General features: G+C 60.4%; 14 protein-coding genes. 8 read left to right on the top strand and 6 right to left on the bottom strand.

Annotated elements, in window-relative coordinates:
- Positions 1 to 4 precede the first annotated feature (4 nt).
- Complete coding sequence (locus tag POR16_RS00075; RefSeq protein WP_005887673.1) at positions 5 to 358, top strand: YkgJ family cysteine cluster protein; 354 nt, start codon at positions 5 to 7, stop codon at positions 356 to 358.
- A 9-nt stretch (positions 359 to 367) separates the two neighbouring features.
- On the opposite strand, the gene POR16_RS00070 is transcribed toward POR16_RS00075, so the two are convergent.
- Entirely contained in the window at positions 368 to 856 is a 489-nt protein-coding gene (locus POR16_RS00070) for an Lrp/AsnC ligand binding domain-containing protein (RefSeq protein ID WP_005887671.1), read from the bottom strand.
- 157 nt (positions 857 to 1,013) lie between these two features.
- Here POR16_RS00070 and dadA point away from each other — a divergent pair, with 157 nt between their 5' ends.
- The 6 genes from dadA to POR16_RS00040 all read left to right on the top strand — a co-directional run bounded on the left by dadA (position 1,014) and on the right by POR16_RS00040 (position 6,937).
- Positions 1,014 to 2,315: a D-amino acid dehydrogenase gene (dadA, locus tag POR16_RS00065; protein WP_005887669.1), complete on the top strand. Its 1,302-nt coding sequence runs from the start codon at positions 1,014 to 1,016 to the stop codon at positions 2,313 to 2,315.
- Complete coding sequence (locus POR16_RS00060; protein WP_005887667.1) at positions 2,287 to 2,640, top strand: RidA family protein; 354 nt, start codon at positions 2,287 to 2,289, stop codon at positions 2,638 to 2,640. Before dadA ends, POR16_RS00060 begins: the two co-directional genes overlap by 29 nt.
- 80 nt (positions 2,641 to 2,720) lie before the next feature.
- Complete coding sequence (gene alr / locus POR16_RS00055; protein ID WP_005887665.1) at positions 2,721 to 3,794, top strand: alanine racemase; 1,074 nt, start codon at positions 2,721 to 2,723, stop codon at positions 3,792 to 3,794.
- Positions 3,795 to 3,918: 124 nt separating this feature from the next.
- Positions 3,919 to 4,467 (top strand): cupin domain-containing protein, encoded by a 549-nt coding sequence (locus POR16_RS00050; protein WP_005887663.1) that lies wholly within the window; start codon positions 3,919 to 3,921, stop codon positions 4,465 to 4,467.
- 24 nt (positions 4,468 to 4,491) lie between these two features.
- A complete protein-coding gene (locus POR16_RS00045) occupies positions 4,492 to 4,815 on the top strand; it encodes a c-type cytochrome (protein ID WP_005887662.1) in 324 nt (107 codons plus the stop codon).
- 190 nt (positions 4,816 to 5,005) lie between these two features.
- Complete coding sequence (locus tag POR16_RS00040) at positions 5,006 to 6,937, top strand: acetyl-CoA hydrolase/transferase C-terminal domain-containing protein (protein WP_005887660.1); 1,932 nt, start codon at positions 5,006 to 5,008, stop codon at positions 6,935 to 6,937.
- Positions 6,938 to 7,035: 98 nt separating this feature from the next.
- On the opposite strand, the gene POR16_RS00035 is transcribed toward POR16_RS00040, so the two are convergent.
- From POR16_RS00035 to POR16_RS00025, 3 genes are read right to left on the bottom strand one after another with little or no spacing between them, the layout of a single operon-like run.
- Entirely contained in the window at positions 7,036 to 7,848 is an 813-nt protein-coding gene (locus POR16_RS00035; protein WP_024671442.1) for a sulfite exporter TauE/SafE family protein, read from the bottom strand.
- A complete protein-coding gene (locus tag POR16_RS00030) occupies positions 7,841 to 9,094 on the bottom strand; it encodes an NAD(P)/FAD-dependent oxidoreductase (RefSeq protein ID WP_005894591.1) in 1,254 nt (417 codons plus the stop codon). Before POR16_RS00030 ends, POR16_RS00035 begins: the two co-directional genes overlap by 8 nt.
- Positions 9,095 to 9,121: 27 nt before the next feature.
- Positions 9,122 to 10,006, bottom strand: a complete 885-nt coding sequence (locus POR16_RS00025) for an MBL fold metallo-hydrolase (RefSeq protein ID WP_005894592.1) — start codon at positions 10,004 to 10,006, stop codon at positions 9,122 to 9,124.
- A gap of 259 nt (positions 10,007 to 10,265) precedes the next feature.
- Between POR16_RS00025 and POR16_RS00020 the strand changes: the two genes are divergently transcribed.
- On the top strand, positions 10,266 to 11,579 hold the full coding sequence (locus tag POR16_RS00020; RefSeq protein WP_024671444.1) for a sigma-54 interaction domain-containing protein: 1,314 nt from the start codon (positions 10,266 to 10,268) through the stop codon (positions 11,577 to 11,579).
- Positions 11,580 to 11,854: 275 nt separating this feature from the next.
- Here POR16_RS00020 and POR16_RS00010 read toward each other — a convergent pair whose 3' ends face one another.
- Together POR16_RS00010 and rep are read right to left on the bottom strand one after the other, a co-directional pair.
- A complete protein-coding gene (locus POR16_RS00010; protein ID WP_024671123.1) occupies positions 11,855 to 12,424 on the bottom strand; it encodes a xanthine phosphoribosyltransferase in 570 nt (189 codons plus the stop codon).
- Between the two features lie 51 nt (positions 12,425 to 12,475).
- The gene (gene rep / locus POR16_RS00005) at positions 12,476 to 14,485 is read right to left on the bottom strand and encodes a DNA helicase Rep (protein ID WP_005894598.1); all 2,010 of its coding nucleotides are present in this window, start codon (positions 14,483 to 14,485) and stop codon (positions 12,476 to 12,478) included.

The following is a 14,485-nucleotide window of genomic DNA, read 5'->3' as shown; positions in this document are numbered from 1 at the left end:
TTCAATGAGCTGCAACCGCCAAAAAGTCAGCGATCTGCGACGTCAGATTCCCTCGTTCGAGTGCGTGCCCGGCTGTCACGATTGCTGCGGGCCGGTCACGACGTCGCCCGAAGAAATGTCGCGCCTGCCGCGCAAGACTGCCGCCGAGCAGGAAGCCGCGCTCGATGAGCTGAACTGTGTCCACCTGGGCCCGCAAGGCTGCACGGTGTATGACGAACGCCCGCTGATCTGCCGCCTGTTTGGCACCACTGCAAGCCTGCCGTGCCCGAACAACCGCCGCCCGGTGGAGCTCATCCACCCGCAGGTCGAAAAGCAGATACACGCGTACATGGCGTCGACCCGCCAGGTGCTGGTGTAAGCGCCAGAATCACTCGGGAACAGGCAGGTTCAGGCTTTCTTTCACTTCCTCCATCACGATGTAGCTCTTGGACTCGCGCACATGCGGCAGCTTGAGCAGGATGTCGCCCAGCAGTTTGCGATACGACGCCATCTCGGAAATACGCGCCTTGACCAGATAGTCGAAGTCGCCGGACACCAGGTGACACTCCAGCACGTGCGGCAGCTTCAGCACGGCGCGGCGAAATTCTTCGAAGGTGTCGCCAGACTTGTAATCCAGGCTTATTTCCACGAAGACCAGCAGGCTGGCCTTGAGGCTTTGCGGGTTCAGGCGGGCGTTGTAACCCATGATGATGCCCTCGCGCTCCAGCCGACGAACGCGCTCGGTACAGGGCGTGGTCGAAAGGCCGACCCTTTCGCCCAGCTCGGTAAACGAGATACGTGCATCTGCCTGAAGAATGCGCAGGATATTGCGATCAATCTTGTCCAGTTCGCGATTTGACTGATGTTGAGTACGCACGGGCAAGTTCCCCTCTACCAAAGCGTTTAATGCCGTGAATAAAAGCTGAATATAAACGGTTATACAGTGAGAAACACTGCCCGTAGCTCAATATACTGCGCACATTCTGGCTTTAACCTTAAAAATATCAGCGGATATCCGCGATGAGGTCGTCGACATGCGCGTTCTGGTCCTTGGTAGTGGCGTCATCGGTACCACCAGTGCTTATTATCTGGCGCGTGCCGGTTTCCAGGTGACCGTGATCGACCGCCAGCCCGCTGCCGGCATGGAGACCAGTTTTGCCAATGCCGGCCAGGTCTCTCCGGGCTATGCCTCGCCCTGGGCTGCGCCAGGTGTGCCGCTCAAGGCCATCAAGTGGTTGCTGGAGCGCCATGCGCCACTGGCGATCAAAGCCACCACCGACATCGATCAATACCTGTGGATGGCCCAGATGCTGCGCAACTGCACGGCAAGCCGGTATGCCGTCAACAAGGAGCGCATGGTGCGCCTCTCCGAATACAGCCGCGATTGCCTGGACGAGCTGCGCATCGAAACCGGGATTGCCTACGAGGGTCGTCGCCTGGGCACTACCCAGCTGTTCCGTACTCAGGCGCAACTGGACAATGCCGCCAAGGACATCTCGGTGCTCGAGCAGTCCGGTGTTCCTTATGAGCTGCTGGACCGCGAGGGCATTGCCCGTGTCGAACCGGCACTGGCCGGGGTGACCGGCATACTGAGCGGCGCATTGCGCTTGCCCAACGACCAGACCGGTGACTGCCAGCTGTTCACCACGCGGCTGGCGGAGATGGCGGTGGCACTGGGCGTCGAGTTCCGTTACGGCCAGAACATCGAGCGCCTTGACCACGCAGGCGACAGCATCAACGGCGTGTGGGTCGATGGCGTGCTGGAAACCGCAGACCGTTATGTGCTGGCGCTGGGCAGTTACTCGCCACAGTTGCTCAAGCCGCTGGGCATCAAGGCCCCGGTCTACCCGCTCAAGGGGTATTCGCTGACGGTGCCGATCACCCGCCCCGAGATGGCGCCGAAATCGACCATTCTCGATGAAACCTACAAGGTCGCTATCACCCGTTTCGATAACCGAATCCGGGTCGGTGGCATGGCCGAAATCGCCGGGTTCGACCTCTCGCTCAACCCTCGTCGTCGCGAAACGCTGGAGATGATCGTCGGTGACCTCTATCCTCAGGGCGGCGACCTGAGCCAAGCGAGCTTCTGGACCGGGCTGCGTCCGACCACACCCGACGGGACGCCGATCGTGGGTGCAACACCGTTCCGCAACCTGTTCCTCAACACAGGCCACGGAACGCTGGGCTGGACGATGGCGTGTGGTTCCGGTCGTTTGCTGGCAGATATCATCGCCCGCAAGACACCTCAGATCAGTGCCCAAGGGCTTGATATCTCTCGTTACGGCCACACCCAGGAGAATGCACAGCATGTCAATCCAGCGCCAGCTCACCAATGAGCGCATGAGTCAGGTCGTCGTCCACAATGGCACCGTCTATCTGTCAGGCCAGGTGGGCGATGACATGACCGCAGGTGTCGAGCAACAGACCCGGGAGGTCCTGAACAGCATCGAGCGTCTGCTCGACCTGGCTGGCACCGACAAGACGCGTATTCTGGCGGTCACGATTTACCTGAAGGACATCGACGCGCACTTCGCCGGCATGAACAGTGTGTGGGACAAGTGGTTGCCCAAGGGCTTCGCTCCCGCCCGTGCAACGGTCGAAGCCAAGTTGTGCGAGCCGGAAATCCTCGTCGAACTGTCGGTTGTCGCAGCACTGCCATAACGCTTCGCAACGGTCCGGCGCAGCCTCCACAACGCCGGGCTTTCTTCTTCGATTACTCTCTTCAGGCAACTACCGTCACCATGCGTCCAGCCCGCGCCCTTATTGATCTTCAGGCACTGCGCCACAACTACCAACTGGCTCGAGAAAGCAGCGGCGGCAAGGCCCTTGCGGTCATCAAAGCCGATGCTTATGGCCACGGCGCAGTGCGTGTCGCCCAGGCACTGGAGGCACAAGCCGACGGTTTCGCAGTTGCCTGCATCGAAGAGGCGCTGGAGCTGCGCGCAGCCGGCCTTCGCGCGCCCATCCTGCTGCTCGAAGGCTTCTTTGAAGCGGATGAGCTGGCGCTGATTGTCGAGCATGACTTATGGACGGTTGTGCATACGATTTGGCAACTGGAGGCCATTGAAAAGGCTCGCCTCGACAAGCCGTTAACCGTCTGGCTCAAGCTCGACACCGGCATGCACCGCGTCGGGCTGTACCCTTCGGAATATCGCGCGGCCCACCAGCGTCTGCTGGCCAGCGGCAAAGTGGCGAAAGTCGTCCTGATGACTCACTTCGCCTGTGCAGACGAACTGGACAGCCCGTCGAGCGCCGAACAGTACGCAGTGTTCGAAGCCACCTGCCAGGGGCTGGCGGCAGAAACCAGCCTGAAAAACTCGCCTGCCGTGTTGGGCTGGCCGAAGATCCGCAGCGACTGGTCGCGTACCGGCATCATGCTTTACGGCGCTACGCCGTTTGGCCAGTCGCAGCCACTGGCAGACCGGCTGCAACCGGTCATGACCCTGGAATCGAAAATAATCAGCGTGCGCGAAGTGCCTGCTGGCGAGGCCGTGGGTTATGGCGCGACCTTCGTCAGCGACCGCCCATTGCGGGTCGGCGTGGCGGCCATGGGATATGCCGACGGTTATCCGCGCCACGCGCCGTCCGGCACGCCTGTGCATGTCGACGGCCAGCGCTCCAGACTGATTGGCCGAGTGTCCATGGACATGCTCTGCGTGGACCTGACCGGGTTGCCACAGGCCAGGCTCGGCAGTCGGGTCGAGCTGTGGGGCAAGGGCGTGCTCGCCAGCGAAGTTGCAGCGCAGGCTGAGACGATTCCATACCAGATCTTCTGCAATCTGCGTCGTGTTCCGCGTATCTATTCCGAAAACTGATCCCTGCGTCTCGGCGCCAGTCCTTTACGTTTCGGTTTCTGTCGAAGTGTTGTAAATATTGAACGCTGTTGCCATGATGGCGTTCATAACGACCTGACCTGACAAAAACCGGGGGAATGCCGCATTGGACGTGGGTGAACGGCTGCAATCGATCCGCAAGCTCAAGGGCCTGTCCCAACGAGAACTCGCCAAGCGCGCAGGCGTGACCAACAGCACCATTTCCATGATCGAGAAAAACAGCGTAAGCCCTTCGATCAGCTCACTGCGCAAGGTGCTGGGCGGCATCCCGATGTCCATGGTCGAATTCTTCTCGGAAGAAACCGTGCCGGAGAACGCAGCCCAGGTGGTCTACAAGGCCAGCGAGCTGATTGATATCTCGGACGGTGCCGTCACTATGAAGCTGGTCGGCAAGTCGCATCAGGGCCGCGCCATCGCGTTCCTGACCGAAACCTACCCGCCGGGCGCCGATACCGGCGAAGAAATGCTCGTTCACGAAGGCGAAGAAACCGGAATTCTCGTTGAAGGACGGCTTGAGCTGGTTGTCGGACACGACACTTACGTGCTCGAGGCAGGCGACAGTTATTACTTCGAAAGCACTCGACCGCACCGCTTTCGCAACCCGTTCGATGTTGCGGCGCGACTGATCAGCGCTGCAACGCCTGCTAATTTCTGACCGCCTTATGCCGATGAGTGCAGCGTGAAGACGACCCTGAAGAACCTGGCCATAGCGGGCACGTTGACGATTTTGGCGCTGAACACTCAGGCCGCCGACAATGCCCGATCCCCTGACGACATCATTGCTGCGCATTGCGTAGCCTGCCACAGCGTCGGCCTGCTCAACGCGCCGAAGATCGGTGACACGCCAGCCTGGGAAGAGCGGGCGAAAAAAGCAGGCGGCCTGGATGGCCTGCTGGCCAGCACCATCAAAGGCCTGAGCATCATGCCCCCGAAAGGCACCTGCGGCGATTGCACTGACGAAGAACTCAAAAGCACCATCCAGAGCATGTCCGGACTGAAATAACCCTATGATTCCGGTCCCTCACCTGACCGTAATCGCGCGGCATGGCGAAGGCCTCTCGTTCTTCACGCGCGTGGGAATGCATTTCGTGACGCTCCGCGTCACACTCTGGAGCATCAGCACGGTGGCCATGCAACACTTTCACTTCGTCACCGGTCCAACCTGCATCCAATAACAATTCAGGAGAGCCGGGATGCCGTATTCCTGTTCCATCGAGCAAGCCGTCGATCACGTTCTGGCGCAGTTACCCGAGCATATTCATCTCGGCATGCCGTTGGGGCTGGGCAAGCCCAATCGGTTCGTCAACGCCCTGTACCAACGTATCAGTCAGCTGCCCGAGCGAAGGTTGACGATCTACACCGCCCTGACGCTTGGTCGACCCACGCCGGGCGAGGGCTTGCAGGCGCGGTTTCTGGAGCCGTTTCTGGAACGGACATTCGGAGACTATCCGGAGCTTGAATACCTCTCCGCCCTGCGCCGCGACAAACTGCCCGCCAATATTCGCGTCCAGCAGTTCTTCATGCAGCCAGGCAGCCTGCTCGACAGTGCGCCGGCCCAGCAGGACTACGTCAGCAGCAATTACAGCCACGCCGCCCGCGACATCAACGCCAACGGGCTGAACCTGATTGCGCAGCTGGTAGCGCGCGATGATCAGCGTCCGACCACGCTGAGCCTGAGCTGCAACCCGGACGTGACCCTCGATCTGCTGCCCATGATCGCCAAGCGTCGAGCTGCCGGAGAAACCATTCTGATGCTCGGCCAGGTCCACGCTGACCTGCCGTACATGCCGGGCGACTCGGAGCTGGACGTCGAAGCCTTCGACCTGCTGTTGAACGAAGACGAGCGCAGCACGCTGTTTTCGACGCCCAACATGCCGGTCGGCTATCAAGATCATCTGATCGGCCTGCACACCAGCACATTGGTGCGCGACGGCGGTACGCTGCAGATAGGCATCGGCTCGATGGGCGATGCGCTGACCGGCGCATTGCTGGCGAGGCAGGCCGACAACGAAACCTGGCGTAGCCTGCTGGCCGAGCTGAACATGAGCAACTGGCAGACCCTGATCGACCGGGAGGGCGGTACCCAGCCTTTCGCCAGCGGTCTTTATGGCTGTAGCGAGATGTTCGTCAACGGGCTGTTGGTGCTGGCCGATGCAGGCATTGTGCGGCGCAAGGTGTATGCCGATGCAGAGCTACAGCGGTTGGCCAACATGGGCACCCTCGACGAAGACGCGCACCCTGAAGGCGTAATCGTGCACGGCGGGTTCTTTCTCGGGCCGTCGAGTTTTTACCAACGCCTGCGCGAGCTGCCTGCCGAACGCCTGGCACAATTCAACATGACTGCCATCAGCTACATCAACGAGCTTTATGGTCAAGAAGACCTCAAGCGCCTGCAACGCCGCGATGCACGCTTCATCAACAGCGCATTCACCGTCACGCTGATGGGCGCAGCAGTGGCCGACCAGCTGGAAGACGGCAGGGTGCTCAGCGGTGTTGGCGGGCAATACAACTTCGTCGCCCAGGCTCATGCACTGGAAGGCGCTCGTTCGATTCTAATGCTGCGCAGTTGGCGCGAGTCAGGCGGCGAGGTCAGCTCAAATATCGTCTGGCAATATGGCCACACAACGATCCCCCGGCACCTGCGCGATATCGTCGTGACCGAATACGGCATTGCCGACCTGCGCGGCCAGACCGACGCCACAGTCATCGAACGCATTCTGAATATCACCGACTCAAGGTTTCAGCCTGGCTTGATCGAGCAGGCCCAAAAGGCTGGCAAGCTGCCCAAGGATTTCCACCTCGACCCGCGCTTTACTCAGAACACACCAGAACGCCTGCGAGAAACTTCAGCGCATTACCCGTCGTTGTTCACCGAGTACCCGTTGGGCTGTGATTTCACGCCTGAAGAGCGCGATTTGCTGCGGGCGCTGAACTGGCTGAAAAGCAAACTCAAGCTCACAGAAATTCTCGAACTGGGCAAAGCCACCCTCGATGCTCCAGAGCCGGAAGCCTTCCAGCAGCATCTGCAGCGCATGCAACTGGACAACCCGCAGGGCCTGCGCGAAGAGCTGTACCAGCGGCTGCTGCTGGCTGGGCTGCAGAATACAACCGGGCTGACGGGCTGATGCTCGTCCCCACGCTACAGCGTGGGGGACGCAGTTCTGGATGCTCTGCGTCCGATGTTGATGTGCGGGTACGAGACTCATAGAAGAGCCAACGCCAACTACACCACCGTAAGCACCAACATAACCGCAGCAACGAGCCCGCATACAGCAAACAACTGCTGTAAACGCGGGCCAGCAAGGTAGCGAGAGATTTGTCTGCCACCGACCAGGCCGGCAACCGCGCCGAGCGCGAAGGGCGCGCCTACCGCCCAGTGCATGACCCCGCTGAGCGAAGCGATGATGACACTGCCTGCAGAAACCAGAGCGATCACCGCCAGTGAGGTCGCCACGACGCTCTTCATGTCCAGATCGCTATAGCGGGTCAGCGCCGGAATTATCACAAAGCCGCCGCCCACGCCGAGCAGCCCGGACAGCAACCCCGAGCCCATACCGGTCAGCGTCAAGGCACGCAGGCACGGCATCGTCCAGCGCAGTCGTCCTTGCAGCGGGTTGAGAACGCAGGGCAGTATTTCTGCTCGCGGCGCAGCCTGGCCGTCACGCAGTTCACGGCTGGCCCGCATGAACATGCGCCCGCAGGCATACAGCAACACTGTCGAAAATATCAGCGCCAGCGGCGCGGCGGGCAGACGGTGGGCAAGCCAGAGGCCGATGGGAGACATCAGCACGCCGATACCTGCGATGTACCCTGCCGCGCGATAGCGCACGATGCCCTGGCGCAACCCCAGCACAGCGCCGACCCCGGCAGCCAGACCCACCGCCAGCAGACCGACCGGCGCTGCTTCGACAATCGTCAGCCCAAGCCCGAACACCAGCAACGGCACCGCGAGAATGCCGCCGCCTGCCCCGGTCAGTGCCAGCACCACCCCGATGATTGCGCCCAGACCTGCGCCCAATAACTGATGCTCAACCATGCGGAGCGTCAGCCTTCTTGGGTTTTGCCAGCCATTCACGGCCCTTGAGCATGGCGTTCCAGTACAGCGCGGGCAGCACGCGCTCTTTCAACCACCACGCCAGTCGGGTCGGTTTGCGCCCATCCAGCAACCAGCCCGGAAAGCTGGGCGCCACCTTGCCGCCATAGGTGAACTCGGCCAGCACGATTTTGCCTTTTTCGACAGTCAGCGGGCAGGAGCCATAGCCGTCATAAGCAGCCGAACCGCTCAGCCGACCCAACGCAACCAGTACATTATTGGCCACTACCGGTGCCTGTTTGCGGGCGGCAGCAGCGGTCTTGGCGTTGCTGGTATTAGTGGCGTCGCCCAACCCGTGAATGTTGGCAAACTGCCGATGCCGAAGCGTGGCAGGGTCCACATCTACCCAGCCGGCCGCGTCGGCGAGCGGGCTGTTGCGAATGAAATCGGGGGCAGTCTGCGGAGGCACGACATGCAGCATGTCAAAACTTTGCTCGACGGTTTCACTGCTGCCGTCGGGCTGGCTGCGAATGAACGTGGCGCGTTTCCCCGGCCCGTCGACAGCCGCCAGCCGGTGGCTGAACTTGAGGTCGATGGCGTAACGATCCACATAGCTCATCAGCGCCGGAACGTAATCTGCGACACCGAACAGCACGCCACCGGCGTTATAGAACTGCGTATCGATCTGCGCGAGATGCCCGGCTTTCAGCCAGTGATCGCAGGACAGGTACATGGCCTTTTGCGGCGCACCGGCGCACTTTATCGGCATCGGCGGTTGGGTGAACAAAGCGCGGCCCTGCTTGAGTTCCTGCACCAGTTTCCAGGTGTAAGGCGCCAGGTCAAAACGGTAATTGGACGTCACGCCGTTGGCACCCAGGGTTTCGACCAACCCGTCGATGGCTGCCCAGTCCAGCTTCAGCCCGGGGCAGACCACCAGTTGCTGATAGCCGATCGTGCTGCCGTCTTCCAGTGTCAGGGCGTTGGCCTGCGGTTCGAAGCTTGCCACTGCGGCCTTGATCCACTGCACGCCCTTGGGGATCAGTGAAACCATACTGCGCGCCGTCGATTGCGCTTCAAAGATGCCTGCACCGACCATCGTCCAGCCAGGCTGGTAGTAGTGAGTGTCGGCAGGATCAACAAGCGTGATCTGCAGCGAGGCATCGCGGGCGAGCAGGCTTGTGGCCGTGGCTATGCCGGCAGCACCCGCGCCGACGATCAGGATCTGACAGGTAGTATTCGAGGCATTCATTGCAGAGTTTCCAATGGCAGGCAGGGCTCATAGCGCATTGAGCGGGATCTTCAGATAAACGACGCCGTTGTCTTCGGGCTCCGGAAAGTGCCCGCAACGCATGTTGACTTGCACCGAAGGCAGCATCAGCACCGGCATCTCCAGCGTCACATCGCGGGCTTCGCGCATGCTGACGAATGTGTCTTCATCGACGCCGTCATGCACATGAATATTGCTCGCGCGCTGCTCAGCGACGGTAGTCATGTATTTCAGCGCCCGGCCGTTGGGCAGGTAGTCGTGACACATGAACAGAAGGGTTTGCGGTGGCAGGGCCAGCAGCTTGCGAATCGAACGGTACAAGGTGCGTGCATCGGCGCCCGGGAAGTCGCAGCGGGCGGTGCCGTAATCGGGCATGAACAGCGTATCGCCGACAAACGCGACGGTCTGTTCGCCGACCTGCACCAAGTAGCTCATACAGGCCGGCGTGTGTCCGGGCGTGTGCATGGCTTTTACCTGCAGCGTGCCGATGGCGAATGCAGCGTCATCATCCAGAAGTACATCGAACTGGCTGCCATTGCGCGCGAAATCCGACGATGCGTTGAACAACGCACCGAAAGTCTTCTGCACGACAGTGATGTGGCTGCCTATCACGATCTTGCCGCCAAGGTTCTGTTTCAGATAAGGCGCTGCCGACAGATGATCCGCATGTACATGCGTTTCGAAAATCCATTGCACCGAGGCCTGCAAGGCCCGTACGCGGTCAATCATCCGGTCGGCGGACTCAGTCCGGGTGCGACCGGACTTGGGGTCGTAATCGAGCACGCTGTCGATCAGCGCGCACTGCTTGCTCTCCAGGTCCATCACCAGATAACTGATGGTCCCGGTCTCGCTGTCGAACAACGCTTCAACGTGAAGCTTTTCACCAATGATCATGTGCAATTCCCATGGCTGTAATCGCCCCGAAGCTGTTTGGAGCTGGACGGTTGGCAGTCGTTGCATTGCAGTCTCAATTACCATGCCAACCACGCTGACGCACCTGGCGCTTAGTCATTGCAAGGGGCAGGTCTGTTCTACGCCTCGCCCGGTTGACAGCCGATCATGCCTGACTGCCACTTTCTGGCAGCTTGCTGGCAGTAAATGGCATAAACTGGCAGCCCGTTGACCAGCGGGCCACCCGTCTTCAGGAGCAATCATGTCAGTCATCGCCACCGATTTTACCGGCAGCCGCATGCAGTCGCTGGTGTCGTACCTCGAGCATGATCTGCGTCCGACCATCGTGCTGGACACCGACTACAACATCATCGCCGCCAATACCGCCTACCAGCGCCAGTTTGGCGTCGAGGGCACGCCGCACGTTGGCGAGAAATGTTATCGGGTATCCCACCAGTTTGCCGTGCCCTGCGATCAGGCCGGTGAGCATTGTCCGATGCGCAAGGCCCATGAAACCAGGTTGCCTGAGCGCCTGCTGCATATTCACCACACGCCGCGCGGCCCGGAGCATGTCGACGTAGAACTGCGGCCGATTCTGGACGATCAGGGCGAAGTGATCGCTTACGTCGAGCGATTGAGTTCAGTGGCGGTGGCGTCGGTCCAGCCTCAGCAACATGGGCTGGTGGGGCGTTCGGCTGCATTCAAGGAGGTGTTGAGCGCCTTGCAGCGCGCCGCGCCAGCGCAGATACCGGTGCTGCTGCAAGGCGAATCCGGGACCGGCAAAGAGCTGTTTGCACGTGCGCTGCATGCCAGCAGCTCGAGGTCTGCCGGGCCACTGGTGGTCGTGGACTGCACCGGGCTGACTGAAAGCCTGCTGGAGAGCGAGCTTTTCGGTTATGAAAAGGGTGCATTTACCGGAGCATTGCAACGCAAGACCGGCCTGGCCGAGGCCGCTCATGGCGGTACGCTGTTTCTCGACGAGATTGGCGAGGTGCCGCTGGCCATGCAGGTCAAACTGCTGAGGCTGATCGAGTCGGGGAGTTTCCGTCCGGTAGGCAGCCTGAGAACCGTGCATTCCGATTTCCGGCTGGTTGTGGCGACCCACAAGCCGCTCAAGGACATGGTCGCCGAAGGCAGCTTTCGTCAAGACCTGTTCTACCGAATCAGCGCCTTTCCGATTCGTTTGCCCGCCCTGCGTGAGCGCAGCGAGGACCTGCCGCTGCTGATCGACAGCCTGCTGCAACGCATCGCGCCAGGTGCTGCGCCACGTGTCGATAACGAGGCCATGAAACTGCTGAGCTTCTACAGCTACCCCGGCAACATCCGCGAGCTGCGCAACATCCTTGAACGCGCCAGGCTGTTCACCGATGACGGCATCATTCGCGTGCAGGATCTACCCGCTGAAGTGCGCGGGCATGGCGAGCCGAGCGGCGTTTCTTATCGCCGGCAGGATGATGGCCTGGAGAAGCTTGCCCACGCGCTGCGGGTGTTCAAAGGCTCACGCAGTGAGCTGGCCCAAGAGCTGGGATTGAGCGAACGCACCCTGTATCGGCGTTTGCGCGCACTCGGTATTTAGAGCCTGCGACGCAGAGCGTCACGACCGGCATTCCCACGCTGGAGCATGAGGAACGAGAGGTGCCTGGAAAACGCTACCGCGCCCAAGCTCCGCGTTCAGCGTTATACACAGGTCTTGAAGAGCGCGAAAAACGGGGCCTTTGCGGGAGCGGACTTGTCCGCAAAGACGGTATTTCAGACAACGCATGTTTCGGCGATCATACCGGCCCTTTCGCGAACAAGTTCGCTCCCACGCCCCACAGGCAGAAGCTCGGAGGCGTGTCCATCATTGTGGCCTTACTTGAACGTCACCACCCCGCCGGCCAGCGATTCGACCCGTGCCAGCGATTCAACGCGATAGCCCTGTGCATCCAGCTCGGCGCGGCCGCCCTGGAAGGACTTCTCAATTACGATGCCCAGGCCGGCGACAGTGGCGCCAGCCTGCTTGATGATCGAGATCAGTGCCTGCGACGCTTTGCCGTTGGCCAGGAAGTCATCGATGATCAGCACGTTGTCTGTGCTGTTCAGATGCCGCGGCGAGATGGCGACAGTGCTTTCCACCTGTTTGGTGAAGGAATACACGGTAGCCGACAGCAGGTTTTCAGTCAGGGTCAGGGACTGATGCTTGCGGGCGAAAATCACCGGCACGCCCATATTCAGGCCCGCCATCACGGCCGGTGCAATGCCGGACGCTTCGATGGTGACAATCTTGGTCACGCCCGCATCCGCGAACAGCCGGGCGAACTCGTCGCCGATTTGCTTCATCAGCGCAGGATCAATCTGGTGATTGAGAAACGCATCGACTTTCAACACCTGTTCGGACAGTACGATGCCTTCTTCGCGAATCTTCTTGTGCAGTGCTTCCACTTCAATTCCTTGGCTGCGCCATTGCGCAATAAATGATCAATTTTGTGTCGGCTAGCGTTTCAGCATCGCGCGAATATCGGCCAGCGCTGTGTTGCCGCGCACCGCTTTGACTTCCACTGGCGTGTCATCGGTGCCTTCCCAGGCCAGATCGTCCGGCGGCAGCTCATCCAGAAAACGGCTTGGCGAGCAGTCGATGATTTCCCCGTACTGCTTGCGCTTGGCGGCGAAGGTAAACGCCAGGGTCTGCCGCGCGCGGGTGATGCCCACGTACGCCAGGCGGCGTTCTTCCTCGATGGTGTCGGCCTCGATGCTGGAGCGGTGCGGGAGGATTTCTTCTTCCATGCCCATGATGAACACGTACGGAAATTCCAGCCCCTTGGACGCGTGCAGGGTCATCATCTGCACGCCCTCGGCACCGTCTTCCTCTTCCTGCTGACGCTCGAGCATGTCCCGCAAGACCAGCTTGCCGATGGCCTCCTCGATGGTCATGCCGCCTTCTTCGTCTTTTTCCAGCGTGTTTTTAAGCGCCTCGATCAGAAACCAGACGTTACTCATCCGGTAGTCGGCAGCTTTCTCACTGGAGCTGTTCTGCCGCAGCCAGTTCTCGTAATCGATGTCCATGACCATGCTGCGCAGCGCAGCAATCGGGTCGTTCTGCGCGCATTGCTGGCGTACGCCATCCATCCAGCGCTTGAAGCGTTGCAGGCGGTCGGTGAAACGGCTGTCCAGATGCTCGCCAAGGCCGATTTCATCGGTGGCGGCGTACATCGATACCTTGCGTCCGGTGGCGTAGTTGCCGAGTTTTTCCAGCGTGGTCGAACCGATTTCCCGACGCGGAACGTTGATCACACGCAGAAACGCATTGTCGTCATCCGGGTTCACCAGCAGCCGGAAGTAGGCCATCAGGTCTTTCACTTCCTGACGACCAAAGAAGCTGTTGCCGCCCGACAGGCGATACGGCACCTGATGGTGCTGCAGTTTCAGCTCGATCAGTTTGGCCTGATAGTTACCGCGGTACAGAATGACAAAGTCGCTGTAGGGCCGGTCGGTGCGCAGGTGCAGGGTGAGGATTTCCATCGCCACCCGCTCGGCCTCGGCGTCTTCGTTACGGCAGCGGATGACCCGGATCTCGTCCCCGTGGCCCATGTCGGACCACAGCTGCTTTTCGAACGCATGCGGGTTGTTGGAGATCAGCACGTTGGCGCAGCGCAGGATGCGGCTGGTCGAGCGGTAGTTCTGCTCCAGCATGACCACTTTCAGCGACGGGTAGTCATCCTTGAGCAGCATCAGGTTTTCCGGTCGCGCGCCGCGCCAGGCGTAGATCGACTGGTCGTCGTCGCCCACCACGGTGAACTGGTTGCGCGAGCCGATCAGCAACTTCACCAGCAGGTACTGACTGGCGTTGGTGTCCTGATATTCATCCACCAGCAGATAACGCACTTTGTTCTGCCATTTTTCCAGGATGTCGGCGTGTTCCTGGAAGAGTTTGACCGGCATCAGGATCAGGTCATCGAAGTCCACCGCGTTGTACGCCTTGAGCGTGCGCTGATAGTGGGTGTAGACGATGGCAGCAGTCTGTTCCTTGGGGTTGCGAGCGTTTTCCAGGGCCTCGGCGGGCAGGATCAGATCGTTTTTCCACGAGCCGATCATGTTCTTGATTTCGTCGACACCGTCGTCGCCGGAATACTCTTTTTGCATGATGTCGGTCATCAGGGCCTTGACGTCGGTCTCGTCGAAGATCGAGAAGCCCGGCTTGTAACCCAACCGCGTGTGTTCCTTGCGGATGATGTTGAGGCCCAGATTATGGAAGGTCGAGACCGTCAGACCACGCCCTTCGCCGCCTCTGAGCAATGTGCCGACCCGCTCTTTCATTTCGCGCGCGGCCTTGTTGGTGAAGGTCATGGCGACGATGTACTGGGCCCGGATCCCGCAATTCTGGATCAGGTGGGCAATTTTGCGGGTGATCACGCTGGTCTTGCCGGAACCGGCACCGGCGAGCACCAAAAGAGGGCCGCCGACGTAGTTCACGGCTTCCTGCTGCCGGGGATTGAGTCGGGACAT

Origin of the sequence: Pseudomonas coronafaciens pv. oryzae str. 1_6 (assembly GCF_000156995.2) — a bacterium.
Lineage (GTDB): Bacteria > Pseudomonadota > Gammaproteobacteria > Pseudomonadales > Pseudomonadaceae > Aquipseudomonas > Aquipseudomonas tremae.
Note: the sequence above shows the minus strand (reverse complement) of the source record. Positions and strands in the feature narration are given on the sequence as shown.